Source organism: Sunxiuqinia rutila (assembly GCF_050589705.1).
GTDB lineage: Bacteria > Bacteroidota > Bacteroidia > Bacteroidales > Prolixibacteraceae > Sunxiuqinia > Sunxiuqinia rutila.
The window spans coordinates 94,993-110,520 of sequence record NZ_JBNGOT010000009.1 but is presented as its reverse complement, the minus strand read 5'-3'; the positions used below and the strand labels follow the sequence as shown (position 1 = coordinate 110,520).

At 43.1% G+C, this 15,528-nt stretch carries 11 protein-coding genes and 2 tRNA genes; 2 read left to right on the top strand and 11 right to left on the bottom strand.

What is annotated here, in order from left to right; all coding sequences use genetic code 11:
- Positions 1–63 precede the first annotated feature (63 nt).
- Positions 64–2,352, top strand: a complete 2,289-nt coding sequence (bglX, locus tag ACRD6K_RS13115) for a beta-glucosidase BglX (RefSeq protein WP_430973598.1) — start codon at positions 64–66, stop codon at positions 2,350–2,352.
- 202 nt (positions 2,353–2,554) lie between these two features.
- Here the strand turns inward: bglX and ACRD6K_RS13110 are convergent, their stop codons facing one another.
- The 4 genes from ACRD6K_RS13110 to ACRD6K_RS13095 form a co-directional block, all read right to left on the bottom strand.
- On the bottom strand, positions 2,555–3,667 hold the full coding sequence (locus ACRD6K_RS13110) for a PepSY-associated TM helix domain-containing protein (RefSeq protein ID WP_430973597.1): 1,113 nt from the start codon (positions 3,665–3,667) through the stop codon (positions 2,555–2,557).
- Between the two features lie 64 nt (positions 3,668–3,731).
- Entirely contained in the window at positions 3,732–6,116 is a 2,385-nt protein-coding gene (locus ACRD6K_RS13105) for a TonB-dependent siderophore receptor (protein ID WP_430973596.1), read from the bottom strand.
- A 335-nt stretch (positions 6,117–6,451) separates the two neighbouring features.
- Positions 6,452–6,536 (bottom strand) — tRNA-Ser (locus ACRD6K_RS13100).
- Between the two features lie 260 nt (positions 6,537–6,796).
- Positions 6,797–6,881 (bottom strand) — tRNA-Ser (locus ACRD6K_RS13095).
- Between the two features lie 275 nt (positions 6,882–7,156).
- Here ACRD6K_RS13095 and ACRD6K_RS13090 point away from each other — a divergent pair.
- Positions 7,157–7,426 (top strand): HU family DNA-binding protein, encoded by a 270-nt coding sequence (locus ACRD6K_RS13090; RefSeq protein WP_299580060.1) that lies wholly within the window; start codon positions 7,157–7,159, stop codon positions 7,424–7,426.
- Between the two features lie 79 nt (positions 7,427–7,505).
- Here ACRD6K_RS13090 and ACRD6K_RS13085 read toward each other — a convergent pair whose 3' ends face one another.
- The 7 genes from ACRD6K_RS13085 to ACRD6K_RS13055 all read right to left on the bottom strand — a co-directional run bounded on the left by ACRD6K_RS13085 (position 7,506) and on the right by ACRD6K_RS13055 (position 15,513).
- Positions 7,506–8,018, bottom strand: a complete 513-nt coding sequence (locus tag ACRD6K_RS13085) for a DUF4252 domain-containing protein (RefSeq protein ID WP_430973595.1) — start codon at positions 8,016–8,018, stop codon at positions 7,506–7,508.
- 2 nt (positions 8,019–8,020) lie between these two features.
- Positions 8,021–8,569 (bottom strand): hypothetical protein, encoded by a 549-nt coding sequence (locus tag ACRD6K_RS13080; protein ID WP_430973594.1) that lies wholly within the window; start codon positions 8,567–8,569, stop codon positions 8,021–8,023.
- A complete protein-coding gene (locus tag ACRD6K_RS13075) occupies positions 8,520–9,068 on the bottom strand; it encodes an RNA polymerase sigma factor (RefSeq protein WP_430973593.1) in 549 nt (182 codons plus the stop codon). Before ACRD6K_RS13075 ends, ACRD6K_RS13080 begins: the two co-directional genes overlap by 50 nt.
- 318 nt (positions 9,069–9,386) lie before the next feature.
- Complete coding sequence (locus ACRD6K_RS13070) at positions 9,387–10,298, bottom strand: DUF4382 domain-containing protein (RefSeq protein ID WP_430973592.1); 912 nt, start codon at positions 10,296–10,298, stop codon at positions 9,387–9,389.
- A 67-nt stretch (positions 10,299–10,365) separates the two neighbouring features.
- Positions 10,366–11,295: a Cbp1 family collagen-binding glycoprotein adhesin gene (locus ACRD6K_RS13065; RefSeq protein WP_430973591.1), complete on the bottom strand. Its 930-nt coding sequence runs from the start codon at positions 11,293–11,295 to the stop codon at positions 10,366–10,368.
- Between the two features lie 158 nt (positions 11,296–11,453).
- A complete protein-coding gene (locus tag ACRD6K_RS13060) occupies positions 11,454–12,812 on the bottom strand; it encodes a sigma-54-dependent transcriptional regulator (RefSeq protein ID WP_299580078.1) in 1,359 nt (452 codons plus the stop codon).
- A 256-nt stretch (positions 12,813–13,068) separates the two neighbouring features.
- Positions 13,069–15,513 (bottom strand): response regulator, encoded by a 2,445-nt coding sequence (locus ACRD6K_RS13055; protein WP_430973590.1) that lies wholly within the window; start codon positions 15,511–15,513, stop codon positions 13,069–13,071.
- Positions 15,514–15,528 lie beyond the last annotated feature (15 nt).

Sequence of the window (15,528 nt, the reverse complement as noted above, 5' to 3'; positions counted from 1 at the left end):
GGATAAACCAGATTGGGTAAAATAGATGAATAGATTTTAGAACAGAAAATAAATAGTTAGAAAATGAAGGTGAATCGATTAATTTTTGCGGCCCTTTGGGTCTTATTGGGAGTGCAGGTACAGGCACAAAATACAGATAAAGCTGAGATGGATGCCTACATTAGTGAATTGATGGGGCGAATGACACTTCAGGAAAAAATCGGTCAGTTGAACTTGATTACTCCAGGAGGAGGAATTCCTACAGGTTCAGCTGTGAGTACCGGTGTTGAATCCAAGCTGAAGGATGGTTTGGTAGGTGGTATTTTTGGGGTGAGCAGCCCCGAGAAAGTTCGTCAAACACAAGAGTTGGCAGTAGAAGAAAGCCGTCTGGGAATTCCTGTGCTTGTTGGATCAGACGTGATTCACGGGTACAAAACAACGTTCCCAATTCCACTTGGTTTAGCCTCGAGCTGGGATATGGAGTTGATTGAGAAAACGGCGCGCGTAGCAGCAAAAGAAGCAACTGCAGACGGAATCTTCTGGAACTTTTCACCGATGGTTGATATTGCACGCGATCCTCGCTGGGGCCGTATTGCTGAAGGTGCTGGTGAAGATCCTTTCCTGGGGTCAGAAATTGCCAAAGCCATGGTTCGTGGATACCAGGGCGATGATCTAACCAGCCCTTATACTATGATGGCTACCGTGAAGCACTTTGCTTTGTACGGTGCATCGGAAGCGGGTCGCGACTACAACATAACAGACATGAGCCGTATTCGCATGTTCAACGAATACCTGCCTCCGTACAAAGCTGCGATTGATGCTGGAGTGGGATCAGTGATGTCTTCATTCAATGACGTGGATGGAATTCCTGCGAGTGGAAACAAGTGGTTGTTGACTGACTTGTTGCGTGATCAGTGGGGATTTGATGGCTTTGTCGTTTCAGACTATACTTCTGTTAACGAGATGATTGCTCATGGAATGGGTGATTTGCAAGCTGTTTCTGCTTTGTCGCTAAAAGCAGGCTTGGACATGGATATGGTTGGTGAAGGCTTCCTGACTACCCTGGAGAAATCACTGGACGAAGGCAAAATTACCCTGGATGAAATCGAATTGGCTTGTCGCCGGGTATTGGAAGCCAAGTACAACCTGGGCTTGTTCGAAGATCCTTATCGTTATGCTGATGATTCACGTCCGAAGAAAGATATTTTGACGAAGGAGAACCGTCAGGTGGCACGCGAAGCTGCTGCCCGTTCTTTTGTGCTTCTGAAAAACGAAATGAATACACTTCCGTTATCTCAAAGCGGATCAATTGCCTTGGTTGGACCATTGGCAAACGATAAAAATAACATGCTTGGAACATGGGCTCCAACAGGGAACCCACAACTTTCAATCCCCGTTTTGGAAGGTATGGAGAATGTTGGTGGTCGCAAGGTGGAAGTTCGCTATGCCAAAGGAGCCAACATTTCGGATGATGTTGAATTTGCGAAAAAAGTGAATGTATTCGGAACACGTATTGCCATTGACGAGCGCAGTCCGGAGGAAATGTTAAAAGAAGCCCTGGATTTAGCTGCAAAATCAGATGTCGTAGTTGCTGTGATTGGTGAAGCAACTGAAATGAGTGGTGAGTCGGCTAACCGGACAGATATTTCACTGCCCGAAAGTCAAAAGAAACTGGTTCGTGCTTTGGCCGAAACAGGCAAGCCTTTGGTGTTGGTAATGATGAGTGGTCGCCCAATGGCAATTGGTGAGGAGTATGAGTTGGCGACTTCTTTGCTGCATGTTTGGCACCCTGGTGTTGAGGCTGGAAATGCGATTGCTGATGTGCTTTTCGGAGCTTACAACCCTTCAGGTAAGTTAACAGCTACCTTCCCACACAACGTTGGTCAAATCCCAATTCACTACCGGATGACGACTACCGGACGTCCTCAGGATGGAGATACGTTTATGAAGTTCAAATCGAACTACCTGGATGCGCCTAACAGCCCGCTGTTCCCATTTGGTTATGGCTTGAGCTACACCGATTTCGAGTATGGCAAACCGGTGTTTAGCCAAACCAAATTGAAAGGAAATGAAAGCCTGAAAGTATCGGTTGATATTACCAATACCGGAAATTTTGATGGCGAAGAAGTGGTTCAGTTGTATACACGCGATATGGTGGCTTCTGTAACCCGTCCGGTAAAAGAGTTGAAAGGCTTCCAAAAAGTAGCCTTAAAAAGAGGTGAAACCAAAACTGTTACGTTTGAATTAACAGCTGAAGATCTGGCGTTTTACAATTTCAACCTGGAATTTGGGTGGGAACCCGGAGATTTTGAAATCATGGTTGGACCAAGCTCGGACAATGTGCAATCAGCCGTTGTGAGCTGGGAGAAATAGTGTTGACGACGGGATGCATTTCCCGTCTTCCAATACAAAATTGAAAGAATAGATAAGCATCGGTTGATGAGAATATTGGCTACGTGTCAGGATTCAGAGGAAAACAATCAGAAGTTTATTCAAAAATGCAGAGAACGAGGATTGATTAGAGAGTAGTGCTAACGGAGGCCAATGTAAAAATTGCGCCTCCGTTTTTATTGCGTTAGAAATTGAGTTGCTTTTCGAGTGCTCGTTTGCTTTTGTACGCTTTGCGCTTTCGGATATAAAACATGTAGTAGCCTGTTAGCGGCAAGCTGGCCCCAACAAGCGATGCTAAAAAGGTGAGCACACGTCCCCAATAGCCTCCATAATCTCCAACATGGAGCGCATAAGCCCAAGTCATAATTTTGGAGGAACTTAGGTCTTCCTGGTACTTCTTTACCGAGTTTATTTGCCCGCTGTTTTTATCAAAAGTGTATTTGTCCGCGGCCCGTTTATGAACAGCATCTTTGGCAAGTACTGTTGCTGCTTGATCTTGAATTCGGATGTATTGGTAGCCCGGATTTTTCTGAGCCAACTCCTGAAAAGCCTGATCCCAATGCAAGCTGTTTATCTCCTCTTTTGGTGACGACGATTTTCCTTTCTTTCCATGTCCTTGTTGCTGTTCGATGCCAAACCAGCTGAAAACTGTATTTCGGTACCAGCCAAACGACCACATCAGCCCGGTGAGAGAGCAGATGAGCAGAAGTAAGAAAGCATACATGCCTACGGTAATGTGCAGGTCTCGCCAAAATCGGTTATTTCCGGAACGAATATTCACGGTGAATTGCTGGCGCCACTTTTTCTTATTGACAGGAACCCATAAAACCATGCCGGTAATTAATAGAATGACAAAAATGATGGTGGTGATTCCTACAGTTACTTTTCCCAGCTCTCGGCTTCCATCCATGAGCCAGCGGTGGAGGGCCATTATTTTATAAAAGAAACTTTCCAGAAAATAATGGTAGCCTTTAATTTCTCCGTTGTAGGGATTGACAAAAGCGCTCACGCGAAATCCTTCTTGTAAACCCACGGTGTACGTCCGATCAGGATCGGAGGCGATTTTCACGCTGGCTACTGAATTCTCTTCCAACTGCTCGTTTACTTTCTCAACCAGCTCGTGAAGCGGAAGCGGAGTGCCGATAGTCTGCTCTTCAACAAAATAACGTTCAGGGTAATACCATTCCAATAGTTCTTGCTCAAAAACAAGTATTGCTCCGGTCAGGCAAACAATGGTGACAATCAAGCCCGCAGGAAGAGCCAGCCATAAATGGATTTTTTCGATAAAGTTTCTCATAAATGATCTTGTTGTTTGAATGAAAGTCCCCACCATGGGAGGGCGGGGACTTTGCTTGTTGCTATTAGAACTGGTAGGATAGCGTTACTGCAAAATTTCGAGGATCAATTTGGTTGATGTAACCACCCCGGAAATAAGCATTGTATCCTACTTGATCGAAGAGATTATTGAGAAAAGCGCGGATTGTAAAGTCTCCTGTTGCATAAGCCACTTGTGCATTTACGGTCGTGTATGCCGGCATATTAAATGGCTTGGTTCCTACCGGTGTGCCATGTCCGTCTGGTTTGACCAAATATTCATTGGAAGGTTTCTCTCCAACATAATAGGCTCCTAAGCCCAATGATAGGCCTTTTAAGGCACTTTTGTTGAAGGAGTAATAAACCCAGCCGTTGGCTGTGTGCTCTGGCGCATTCATGGGAGCTGACCCATCAACATAGGATGGACTGTTTTCATAGCGGGCATCCAGGTAGGCATACCCTAAAATTACCTGAAGGTCATCAGTTAACTGTCCACTTAGCTCTGTTTCAATCCCATTGCGTTTTAAATCACCGGCTTTAAAGTAATAACCAGTGGGTTGGTTGGTGCCTTCAATGTATTCAGTGTTCGAAAGGTTTTCGGTAATAATATCGAAATAGGTAAAGTTGAAACGCAGCTTATTATCCAACCAATCAGATTTTAAACCTACCTCAAACTGCTTGGTATTTGACGGGCCAATTTCGCCGCCATCGGCCATTAATCTGGCAGCAGAACGTAAGCTGGTTGTGGTTGAATAAGACCCAAACAGGTTGATGTTTTTGATGGGACTTACCATTAAGCCAAGCATCGGATTCCAGGCGTCGCCCGGAATTGGTCCTACGCTTCTAGTATTGATGGCACTCGAATAGCTGTATCGTAATGCTAAAATGGCTCGAATGAACTCCTTGTAGCTTAAGACTTCTTGAGCTAGAAAACCATAGGAAGAGCTCTCTGATTCAACGGGGCTTTGTTTCGTTAGATTGACATCGCCCAAGGTGTTGTTAATAACTGGCTGGGTGACATTGATTGTATCGATAAAAGCGGAGCCAAAGCTTGTGGTGCTTAGCTCGGTCGTTTTATAGTCAAACCCGAACTGGAAGGTGTGTTTGAAGTCACCCGTGTAGATATCTTGACCAATAAAGTCGAGTTGAAAAGTGGAATTTTGGTCATCTCTCAACGATCTGGAAAGACTTCGGGCGCGTTTGGAATAGTCGCCATCAACAACCGTTGAAACAGAACTTGACGTATTGTCCACTTGGTAAGAAGAGTGAAAATAAGCTGCGCGTAGGCTGAAATGATCGGTCAGGATTCGGTTGGCTCTTGCTGCATAGGTTAAGGTTTTGTTATTGGCATTGTCCTTATCAAAACCCAAAAATTGGTCAAAAGGCAGGTCGTAAAAGTTTTCGGTATCATTTGGCGCCAAATTTACCGTGCTGGTATGTGGCGTCCGGTTATCATTCAAATAGTCCAGCTCAACGGTGATCTTGGTTTTGTCGTTGGGCCTGAACTCCATTGATGGGTTGATGTAAACGCGGTTACTGTTTATCACAGGACGGTAATTATCGGCCCGTTGGAAGACTCCATTCAGGCGGAAGGCCACTGTCTTTTGCTCATTCAAAATTCCCTGCACATCGAAGGCGGGACGCACATAGCCCCAGCTGCCTAGTCGGAGGGAAGCTTTTCCTGAGTTTTCAAACTTTGGAGTTTTTGTTACAACGTTGATAATACCCCCGGGGCTTCCTAAATCGTTACCCAATCCTTGAGTTATTGCTGCGGAACCTTTAATCACCTGAACACTTTCTACACCCTGCATTTCGGATAGTGCTGAGCCTGTGCGGAAATCCGAATCGATACGAACGCCATTTTTGAGGACCGGTACTCCCCGGCAGCCACGAATACTCATACTTTCGCGCACTCCTCCGTAGGATCCAAAAAGGGTTACACCCGGAATGTTCTGTACTGCTTCCGTAATAGTTTGAACGCCTTGTTGAGCAATCATTTTTTCTGAAATGACGGAAATACTTTGAATTTGCTCACTTGGACGTAAGGGCATACGCGTAATTGTTGCAATCTTTTCGGGTTGTTTGTAGCGGCTGCCAAATACTTCAACTTCATTAATTGAATTGGGATCCACTTCCAGGTGGAAGTTTACATCAACAGTCGAATTCGCTTTAATGACAACTTCTTTGCTTGTTTTTCGGTAGCCGATGAAGCTTACAACAAGGGTTTGGCGCCCAAGTGGCATTTTGGGGATGGAAAAATGACCCGATACATTGGTGATGGTTCCTTGTCTTGAATTTTCGATCATTACACTGGCATAGGGTAGCGGATTATTGTTTTCATCGTAAACAATTCCTTTAGTTGTTTGAGCAAATGTGGTATTTAGGTTGACTATGAATATGAAAATAGCTAGAGATGTTAATAGTTTTAACATTGTAAATAAGGTTAAGAATTGATACTATATGTTATGTATTGTGAGGTACAAAGTAAGCGGGCAGAGGAGGACCTTACAATCACCAGAAATGGGTATTTGTGAAGCGGAATTATGATTCAGATTAATGGATTTTGGTGGTTTTTGTGCTTTGTGAGGGGGAGTTATACCGAAATATACTGGCAGAATCTTGGGAAAAATGTCCTATTGCCTTCCAAAATTAGTCGGGAAGGATAGCTTTTTCCTCGGACTTTATAGGCTACTTGTTAGAAGGAATTTGAGGGTGGTATAAATAAAAAAAGCTGTAAGCGAAATACTTACAGCTTTTTGGTGGTCTGCGGAGAGAGAGGGATTCGAACCCCCGGATCCGTGAAGATCAACGGTTTTCAAGACCGCCGCATTCGACCACTCTGCCATCTCTCCGTGGATGTGGCGGCAAAAGTATATGAATTTTTTGAAACACAATGGATTTTGAGGATTGTATTTTTAAAAAAGCATTCCTAGCTAAGATAATAATGGTCTTTGCTGCTTTTGGAGTAGGCTAAAACCTGGTGAATTGGTATGAGAGACTAGCCCTTTCCCCTTTTCATTGGACTTTATATGCAATTTGTTAAATGGATTTTGAGGGTGGTATGAATAAAAAAAAGCTGTAAGCGAATTGCTTACAGCTTTTTGGTGGTCTGCGGAGAGAGAGGGATTCGAACCCCCGGATCCGTGAAGATCAACGGTTTTCAAGACCGCCGCATTCGACCACTCTGCCATCTCTCCGTGGATATGGCGGCAAAAGTATATGAATTTTTTGAAACACAAAAATAATAGGCAGAAAAAATCTTTGAAATAGAAAAAAAAAAAAGTTCAATAAAGGTTGCAAAATTGAATCATATTTTAGAATTTTATAAAACGTAAAATTTAAGCTTTCGAAAGCACCGATTTTACTAAGGTTTTAGAAAGTTTAAATTCTTTTTTTATGCCTTGAATTTAAAGTGTATTAATTATAAAGTTATTTTAATCAGTTTATTTTTAACCCTAAACAAGTTTTTCTTATGAACAAAGCTCAATTAATTGACGCAATTGCTGAAAAAGCTGGTCTAACTAAAGCGGATGCTAAAAAAGCACTGGATGCTTTCGTAGAATCTACAACTGACGCCTTAAAAAACGGTGACCGTGTTGCCTTAATCGGATTTGGATCTTTCGCGGTTTCAACTCGTAGTGCACGAACAGGAAGAAATCCACAATCTGGAGCTCCTATTGAAATTCCTGAAAAGAAAGTCGTAAAATTCAAGCCAGGTGCTGAATTGAGTGATGCAGTGTAATGCGCATGATGAAAAGATAATACAAAAAAAAGGGAGGTTAAAACCTCCCTTTTTTTTGTATTCAATCTGCGACATGAATTTATTGCTCTTTCTTTTTATCATCGGATAGAACGTCAATATCCAATGCTCCAGTAATTTTTCCGATGTTTTCCGGGTCAATGATGCCACGAATGCTAATCAGGGCATTGTCATCTCCGCCAACCACCAAGAGTAATTCCGAAAATTTGCCGTTTCCAGCATCCCGGGCAAAAAAGCGAACCACTTCATTGGCTTCAGTTACTTCCATCAAAACCTCATATTGATGATTTTTGAAGAATCCGTCGGCTTCCAGTTCTTTGTAGAAATCGAGCGATCGGTTAAGTTCATCATCATCAACAGCCAGAATCCGGACGCCATCAAGGCCTGAAAGAACATTGGCTTCGGCGGAACCACTATCTATTTTGCTGGCAAAGCTTAAAAGGGCTCCGCTGATGTTGACCGTTGTCAGTCCTTTTTTATTGGCGTATTTCTCAAATAATTTGTCCACAGGGTTTTTCTGAGCCATCCCAAAAAGCGGGATCAGGCAAATCAGTATCAAAATGAGCTTTTTCATGATTATTGTTTTTTTAGTTTTTCATTGATTATTTCCACTTTTTGTATTTCCTGAAATCCCTTCTCAAGCTTGTTGAGGCTTGAGTGTAGGGGGGTAGAGGCCTGATTGATGGTTTTTACCGGTTCAAGTCCCTTCATGCCTTTCTGGTAATACCCGGCTACATATTGCAAGGTGCTTGAAGCTTTTGCGTAAGCCTGATCCGGATTGCTGTACGTATCTTGCCAGGGTTTTTGATTGCTCGTCAGGTTTACGGCTAAAATAGCAATCATCAAGGCTGCTGCAATGCCGCTTACTGTTTGCCACAACCATCGGTAGTGTGTCTTTTCGCGGTGTTCTTGCTCCAGAATATGGTTCATGATGTCTTCTTCCAAAGCTTCATCTCGCTTGTCATCTGTCAGTTCAGCTAAACCCGCAAAAAAGGGTTGTTCCTGTTGCAATTCCGGAGCGATGTTATTGGAGTTGAAGTAATCGGTCAATAACCGCTCTTCCTGATCCGTCGTCTCACCTTCCCAGTATTTTTGCAGTATTTGTTTGATTTCTTTCAATTCCATAATCTTGATATTTAGATAATTCGTCTCTTACTTTTTTTCGTGCCCGCGATAGGTTGACCCGAATGGCGTTGATGTTTAATCCTGTTTGATCAACAATTTCATCATAAGTCAACTGTTCAATGTCACGCATGTGCATCACCTTTTGTTGTAGCTCAGGCAGTTGGTTGATCAGCTTTTTGATAATCCGGGCTGTTTCCGACAAATCCAACTCCTCTCTCAGGTCACTTTTTTCTTCTTCGTGCCAGCTGCTCTGTTGCTCTTCCAGCGAATAGGTTCGATGCCCCCGATGCAGGTCATAACACTTGTTTCTGATCATGCGCATGGCAAAGGCTTCGATGTTTTCAATTTGCCTCAGGCTGCTGCGTTTTTGCCAAAGCTTCAGGAATACATCCTGAACAACATCCCTGGCAACTTCATCATTTTGAGTAAGCCTGGTGGCAAACTGATGAAGTTTTCTACTTAATGGCAGGATTAATGTCTTAAACTCTTTGGCTAACATATGCTGTTCATTCTTGTCTGCATTCAAAATTAAGACGTATATGGCGTCTTTTCATTACATCGGTATTGAATTTTAACTGACAGCAGCTGTGATAGCCGATTTTTGTATTGTAAAAAGTGCTAAGTGTCCGGAGAAGTATTGTTCGGGTAAACAAGCAGGGAAAGCTAGAAGGGATGGTTTGGCCTTAGCTGTTTTAGGGGAGGTGAGCAGTGGAGCGTTATCGCCAGTGCCTAAAAACAAAAATACCACCCGAACCTCTGTCCGGATGGCATTTTGAGTGTTGTAATATATACGTGAAGATTTGAGTGTGCTTAATACTTATTCGCCTGTTTCTTCTGCAGGCGCTTCTGGTTCAACAGGTGTTAACTCGAAGTCAACGGTTGTGGTCACTTTGGATTCAACAGCTACTTCTTCGATTAGAAGGGTTTCATAATTTTCCAATTCTCCGGTTAGGTGATAGGTACCTTCAGGAAGACCAATTATTTTATAGTAGCCGGTTTCGTTTGTAAAGCCGGAAGTGACAACGGTGTCAGGCTCCATTTCAGGAGTCAGATTCCATACTTTTACCAGCGCGTTGGGTAAAACAACTGCTGAAGTGTCCGTAACTGTTCCTTCAATTTGTCCGGTAAAGCCTTCGAATACGCAGCGAATAACTGGTTTAAACAGGAATCCTTTAATGCCCGCTGGCGTGTTCATGTTGCCTTGCATAACAAAGGATTTGCTGACATCAAAATCCAGTAGAACGGTTGATTCCAATCCTTCTTCGATCGTTACCGCAGGCGCTATCTTTATTTTCAGTCCACTGCTGCTACCGCTCGGAATTTTCAGGTCGAACTCGGTGCCATCTTTCAGTAAAACTTTGGCATCCACAACGTGTAATCTAATCTCGTCGTAAGTTCCTGCATCGATATCAACCGAAGCCAGTTCCAGAGTTACTCCATGCGTTAGGTCCAGCAGGTCAATTTCACGTTCTTCCTCTGAAAGTACCAGGAAATTGCCTTCGTCCTCTCCTTCTGCGGCAGAGCCGATGCTTAACCGGTCAATGGTTACTACTGTTTTATCAACAATGTCAATGGGGAAGGGCGCATCTGTAATATTAACTGTCAATCGGCCTTTTCCATCCAGGTTCTCAATGTTGTTATCATCTTGTGAGCAGGCAACAAAGAGCGTGCTCAGTGCTAAAAGTGCAATTGTGAAAAGTGAGTTTTTTCTTAATTTTTGATTTCTCATAATTAACTAACTTTCTTTTTGGGGTTTTTATTTTTTAATCATAAACTGTATTCTGGTTGTTTATGAGTTATTTAACTTCGATTACAGCGTATTTTGAAATCTTCCAAAATTCCTCGGGATCTTCAATTTGCAGGTAAGCAACCTGTCCATCTTCTTCTACTAAGGTATAAGAATTAGCTGGATGTTCTGAAATAATTTTTGCTTTTTTCGAGTGTAACGGAATGGTTTTCGTCTCCTGAATATTTAATTCCGTGAAATACTCTTCGTCAAAATTTTCCTGAATTGTTTTATTCTGACCAATCCATAAGAAACCTCCCTCTTTGGTTAACAGGCCTTTTTCTTTCAGTTCCTTATAGGTTCCATATGCGATGTGGGCGGTGTTTAACTCCAAGGTTTGTTGGTCAATAATATTGAGTTTGCTTTCCAGCGTGTCGGTTTGTTTGGCAATTTCAAACTCCATGGTTTCCACTTTCTGGTTCAAGTCGGCCACTTGCTGTTCTTTTTCTTCAATGACCTTGCGAAGTTCTGTCATTTCGGCGGTTTGAAGATTAACTGTTTGCGATAGGGAGGCAATTTTTTGCTGGAAACTATTCAGTTTAATGCCTGAGCTTTTTAGTTTTTTCTCCAGATCATCTATATGCTTGCTGCTCTCTTCCAGCATTTCATTCATCAGGTTGATGTCTTCAAGAATGGCCTGTTTTTGATCAATGCCTCCTTCTTTGTTTTGCTCAATTGATAGTTGCTTTCTTTTTTCCTTGATGAATTTCAAGTTGTTTTCAATATCGTTGAACGCAGTTACCAGCTCATTCACGACGGAATCACGTCCTTCAATAAGTTCGTTGAGGTTCATGTTTTCTGAAGCCAAAGTTTCGACTTCAGTTTGTTTCTGTGTGTAAACATAGATTGATCCAACTGCTGCCAGTAAAACAACAACAACAGCTGTAAGTATAATTCCTAATTGCTTTTTTCGTGTATTATCCATGATAGTATCCTCCATCCATTTAGATTTATATGGATACGGATAGGCAAGGGATGTGCCACGAAAATGAGAATGAGTTAAGTGTTTGGTATTGTGGGTGGTGTGTTTTTGTGAATTTTCCGCTAAGGTGTCAATTTGAATGCTTTTTTCTCAAAATGAGAATTTAGAGCGAAACGTTACAGCTTTGTTTTTTCTTCTTTCAGCATCCGGTAGATTGTTGCCACCCCAATGTCGAGTTTTTCAGCTACCAGTTTGATGTTGTTGTCATACTTTTCAAGGAACCGATTCACAATTTCGATGTTGTATTCGCGCATGCTGCGTTCTTCCGCGAGTAAGGTATCCATCATGTTCTGACCACCAAATACGAGGCTTTCCTCCGTTATTTCGGTGGTGTCCGACAAGGTAACAGCCAGCTCAATGACTGATTTGAGTTCGCGGATATTTCCCGGAAATGAATAAGCAAGCAGCTTTTTACTGGCGGAGGCGGTGAGCGTCCTTTCCTCCATTTGGTTTTCCTTGCAGAAAGCCTGAATGAAATGCTTGGCCAATACGATCACGTCGTTTCCCCGGTCGCGCAATGGGGGCAGCTCAATTGGCAGGCCGAAAAGGCGGTAATACAAATCCTGTCGGAAGTTTCCGGCATTAACCTCTTCAAGCAGATTCCGGTTGGTGGCGATAATGATTCGGCAATCGGTTTTTACCGGATCGTTACTGCCTATGCGAATAATTTCTTTTTCCTGTAGGGCTCTTAACAGCTTGGCCTGGAGAGAAATGTCCAGTTCAGCCATTTCATCTAAAAACAAAGTGCCCCCATGGGCTTCCTCAAATTTTCCGATACGGCGAAAAGCAGCTCCGGTAAAGGCACCTTTCTCGTGTCCAAACAGTTCACTTTCAATTAAATCTTTCGGGATAGCAGCTACGTTAACTGGGATAAACGGTTTCTTGGCCCGGTTGGAGTTGTAGTGAATGGCCTTGGCAACCAGTTCTTTCCCTGTTCCTGTTTCTCCGGTAATGGTGACGGAAATGTTGGTTCTGGTCGCTTTTTCAATGAGCGAGAAGATGTGCTCGGCTGCCGGGCTGTTTCCGATGATGGTATTTTGATAGCTGTATTTCTTTTTAACTTCCTGGCGCAGGGTAACAATCTCTTTTTTTAGCCGGCTGCCCTGACGAATGTTATTGACCGTATTGAGTAAGCGTTCTTTTACATCGGACGACTTGACAATGTAATCGTAAGCGCCATGCTTTAGCAGTTCAACGACTACCTCAATATCGTCTTGTTCCGAAATCAGAATTACCTGGATCTCATCGTTGATAGCTTTTATTTCTTTCAGCACCTCCAGGCCTTTCATGTCCGGAAGACGGTAATCCAGGGTCACAACATCTGGCTGTTTGTGCAGGTTTTTCAAGCATTCCTGCCCACTGGTAAAAGACTCAATTTCGTAGTCCGGTATCAGTGACAGGTTGTGAACGAGAAGTCTGTTGTACCAATCATCGTCTTCAACAACAAATATTTTGAAAGGCTTGTTATTGTCCATATGCTAAGCTTACAAGAATCTTTTCTTCGGTTTTTGATATGCAATAGTATGGAATTAATTTGTGAATTTTGAGCAATTGAACCGGTATTTTATTTGATGTCTACGCAATAGACTTATCCGTTAAATGTTGCAATGAGTTGACTTTTAGTGTTAACCGATGATTTGGCCTTCTAAATAGGTTTCTCCATAGCGGTGGGCTAAAGCAATGGCTTACTTCCCAAATAGGGAGAACATTTCAAGCAGAACTGAAAACGGGTTAGCCGGCGATATTCAAGATCGCTTTTAGATGACGGTTAGCTGCTTGTACTTCCAGTTTTATTTCACCGAATAGCTGCGTAATCTTTTGCTGATTCTTAGTCGTGTCGGCTTCACGTTCCATTTCCTTGATTTTGCTGTACAGGCTCAGCGCTTTTAAGTGCTTGGTAGGAGCGGCCATTTTATGCGCATATTCCCGAACCAGGTCCCAGTTTTTCAGGTCAATGTTACGCTGTATTTCTTCTAGGCCGTGCTGACTGGAGCGAATGAAAATTTCAACCATTTCGCGTACAAAGTCTTTGTTGCCGTCCGCCATGCGTTCCAGTTCGCTCAAATCAATGGTCGATTGCTCGCTGCTTTCTTCCACTTTTTTAGCTTTATGAGGCTGAGATTGCAGGGTCTCTTTTATGGTTTGCAATAAGTCGCTTTCAGTAAATGGTTTGGCTAGAAAGTTATGCATGCCAGCCTGTTCGCATTTTTCTAAATCTTCCGGCTTATTGGTGGCTGTAAGGGCAATGATTTTGACCTTCTTATCCCGATTCAAAATCTGCTGACTGGCTTCCAGTCCATTTAAAATCGGCATACGAACATCCATGAAAATCAGATCGAAATGAATGCTGCGGCAGTGCTCTACCGCTTCTTGCCCGTTGGAAGACTCTTCGATTCGAAGGTTCCATTTTTTCAGAATCCCTTTCAGCAGGTATCGGTTAAACTCTTCGTCATCAACAATGAGGGCTGTGAGCTGGCTGAAACTGTCCGGAATGACTAATTCAGGTTTAACGGGAGTTTTGATATTTGCCGGATTGCCTTTTCGGTAGGGGATTTTGATTGTGATGGTGGTTCCTTGGTGCAATTCACTATCAACCTGAATGGTTCCACCTTGAATATCAATTAGCTTTTTAACAATGGAAAGACCAAGTCCGGCGCCTCCTTGCTTTTTGGTCAGATCGGTTTCCAGCTGTACAAAATCATCAAAAATAACTTGGTGGTTTTCCTTGGAGATTCCGATTCCGGTGTCAATAATCTGAAAGTTCACCCAAACTGGGTTATTATGGTCCATAGCGTTGGCCGAAACCTTCAGACTTACGCTGCCTTGGTCTGTAAATTTGATGGCGTTGTTGAGCAGGTTAATCAGTACTTGTTTTAGCCGGAAAGCATCGCCGGAAAGTACCAACGGAGGAAGTTGCCGGGTGTCCAGAATAAGCTCCAGCTGTTTGGCTTCGGCGTTTCTCCGGTTTAAGGTAATGACTTCTGAAAGCAGCTTGTCCAGTGAGAAATCCACTTGATCGAGTTGCAGCTTCTGACTTTCTATTTTGGAAAAATCAAGCGTGTCGTTTACCAGTGCAATCAGGTGTTCGGTCGAATTGTAGATAATTTCAAGGTCCTTTTTCTGGTCAGAAGACTCCGTTCTTTGCAGCAGCTGTTCGGTTAAGCCATAAATGGCGTTGATGGGGGTACGCATTTCGTGACTTACCGTGGCAACAAATAGCTCTTTGGCTCGTGCCAGCTTTTCGGCCTCGGTTTTTGCCTGGCGCAAAATCGTTTGATAGGCCCGTGATTTATTCAGGTAGCGGTAAAAGATGAACAGCACCAACAGCAAGAGAATGACAGCACCAATAGTGAACAGTGCCAGTCGTTTATAAGTGATGGCTGCCAGCCGGTCGGCTTCCTGAGTTTTGACTAGCAGCTTTTTTTGCTCCTTGGTTTCAAGCTCGGTGATTTGTGTTTTCAATAATTCCGTCAGCTCAATGTTTTTCTCAAGCAAGGCTTTTTCTTTAACAGAGAGTGCTTGGTTGGAGGTTTTTATGCGTTGTTCAATTTCTGCAATTTCCTGTTTGATGGCTGCCTTTTCAATTTTATTGGAGTCTACCGGTTGCAGCTGCTGAACCATCAGGGTGTCTTTGTCTTTTTTCTTTTTGCCAAAAATCCGCTTCAAAAGACCCACTTTCTCCTCAACGACTGGTGCTTCCACTAAAATGGTATCGGGTTCCGTAATGGAGCTGTCTATCTTGCTGTAAAGCTCCGAAAACGATTCATGGGCATCCACCTTGGAGTAGTGCAGCGCCAGAATATTCTCCCAGATGGCAAGTTTGTCGTTGGCCAGTGAGCGAATGGAATCAATTTGCAATTTTTCATCGTCGCTGGTGAGTGCATAATCCTGCAGGTTGGTTAATTTGTCCTGAATTTCCTGATTGATTTCCCGGTAAGGATGAAAGTATTTTTCTTCCCTTGTTAAGGTATACAGCCGAACGGTGTTTTCTACTTCAGTCAAGTCCGATTCAATGTCTTTGATAAGCAGTAGTTTGAAGTCAGGTCGGGCTTCCTTGTGAATCGAATCCACAATTTGCGACAGGCTCTGGTAGACCAGAAAGCCGGAATAGCTGACGGCCAGAACGACTAAAACCGTTAAAAGAGTTACCTGGAATTCAATCTTTATTCGTTTCATTTAATGGATCTGTTT

Coding starts and splice junctions, on each gene's coding strand:
- bglX (WP_430973598.1), top strand. CDS start 64: ATGAAGGTGAATCGATTAATTTTTGCGGCCCTTTGGGTCTTATTGGGA.
- ACRD6K_RS13105 (WP_430973596.1), bottom strand. CDS start 6,116: ATGTTAAAACTATTAACATCTCTAGCTATTTTCATATTCATAGTCAAC.
- ACRD6K_RS13065 (WP_430973591.1), bottom strand. CDS start 11,295: ATGGAGGATACTATCATGGATAATACACGAAAAAAGCAATTAGGAATT.
- ACRD6K_RS13075 (WP_430973593.1), bottom strand. CDS start 9,068: ATGTTAGCCAAAGAGTTTAAGACATTAATCCTGCCATTAAGTAGAAAA.
- ACRD6K_RS13060 (WP_299580078.1), bottom strand. CDS start 12,812: ATGGACAATAACAAGCCTTTCAAAATATTTGTTGTTGAAGACGATGAT.
- ACRD6K_RS13080 (WP_430973594.1), bottom strand. CDS start 8,569: ATGGAATTGAAAGAAATCAAACAAATACTGCAAAAATACTGGGAAGGT.
- ACRD6K_RS13070 (WP_430973592.1), bottom strand. CDS start 10,298: ATGAGAAATCAAAAATTAAGAAAAAACTCACTTTTCACAATTGCACTT.
- ACRD6K_RS13085 (WP_430973595.1), bottom strand. CDS start 8,018: ATGAAAAAGCTCATTTTGATACTGATTTGCCTGATCCCGCTTTTTGGG.
- ACRD6K_RS13110 (WP_430973597.1), bottom strand. CDS start 3,667: ATGAGAAACTTTATCGAAAAAATCCATTTATGGCTGGCTCTTCCTGCG.
- ACRD6K_RS13090 (WP_299580060.1), top strand. CDS start 7,157: ATGAACAAAGCTCAATTAATTGACGCAATTGCTGAAAAAGCTGGTCTA.
- ACRD6K_RS13055 (WP_430973590.1), bottom strand. CDS start 15,513: ATGAAACGAATAAAGATTGAATTCCAGGTAACTCTTTTAACGGTTTTA.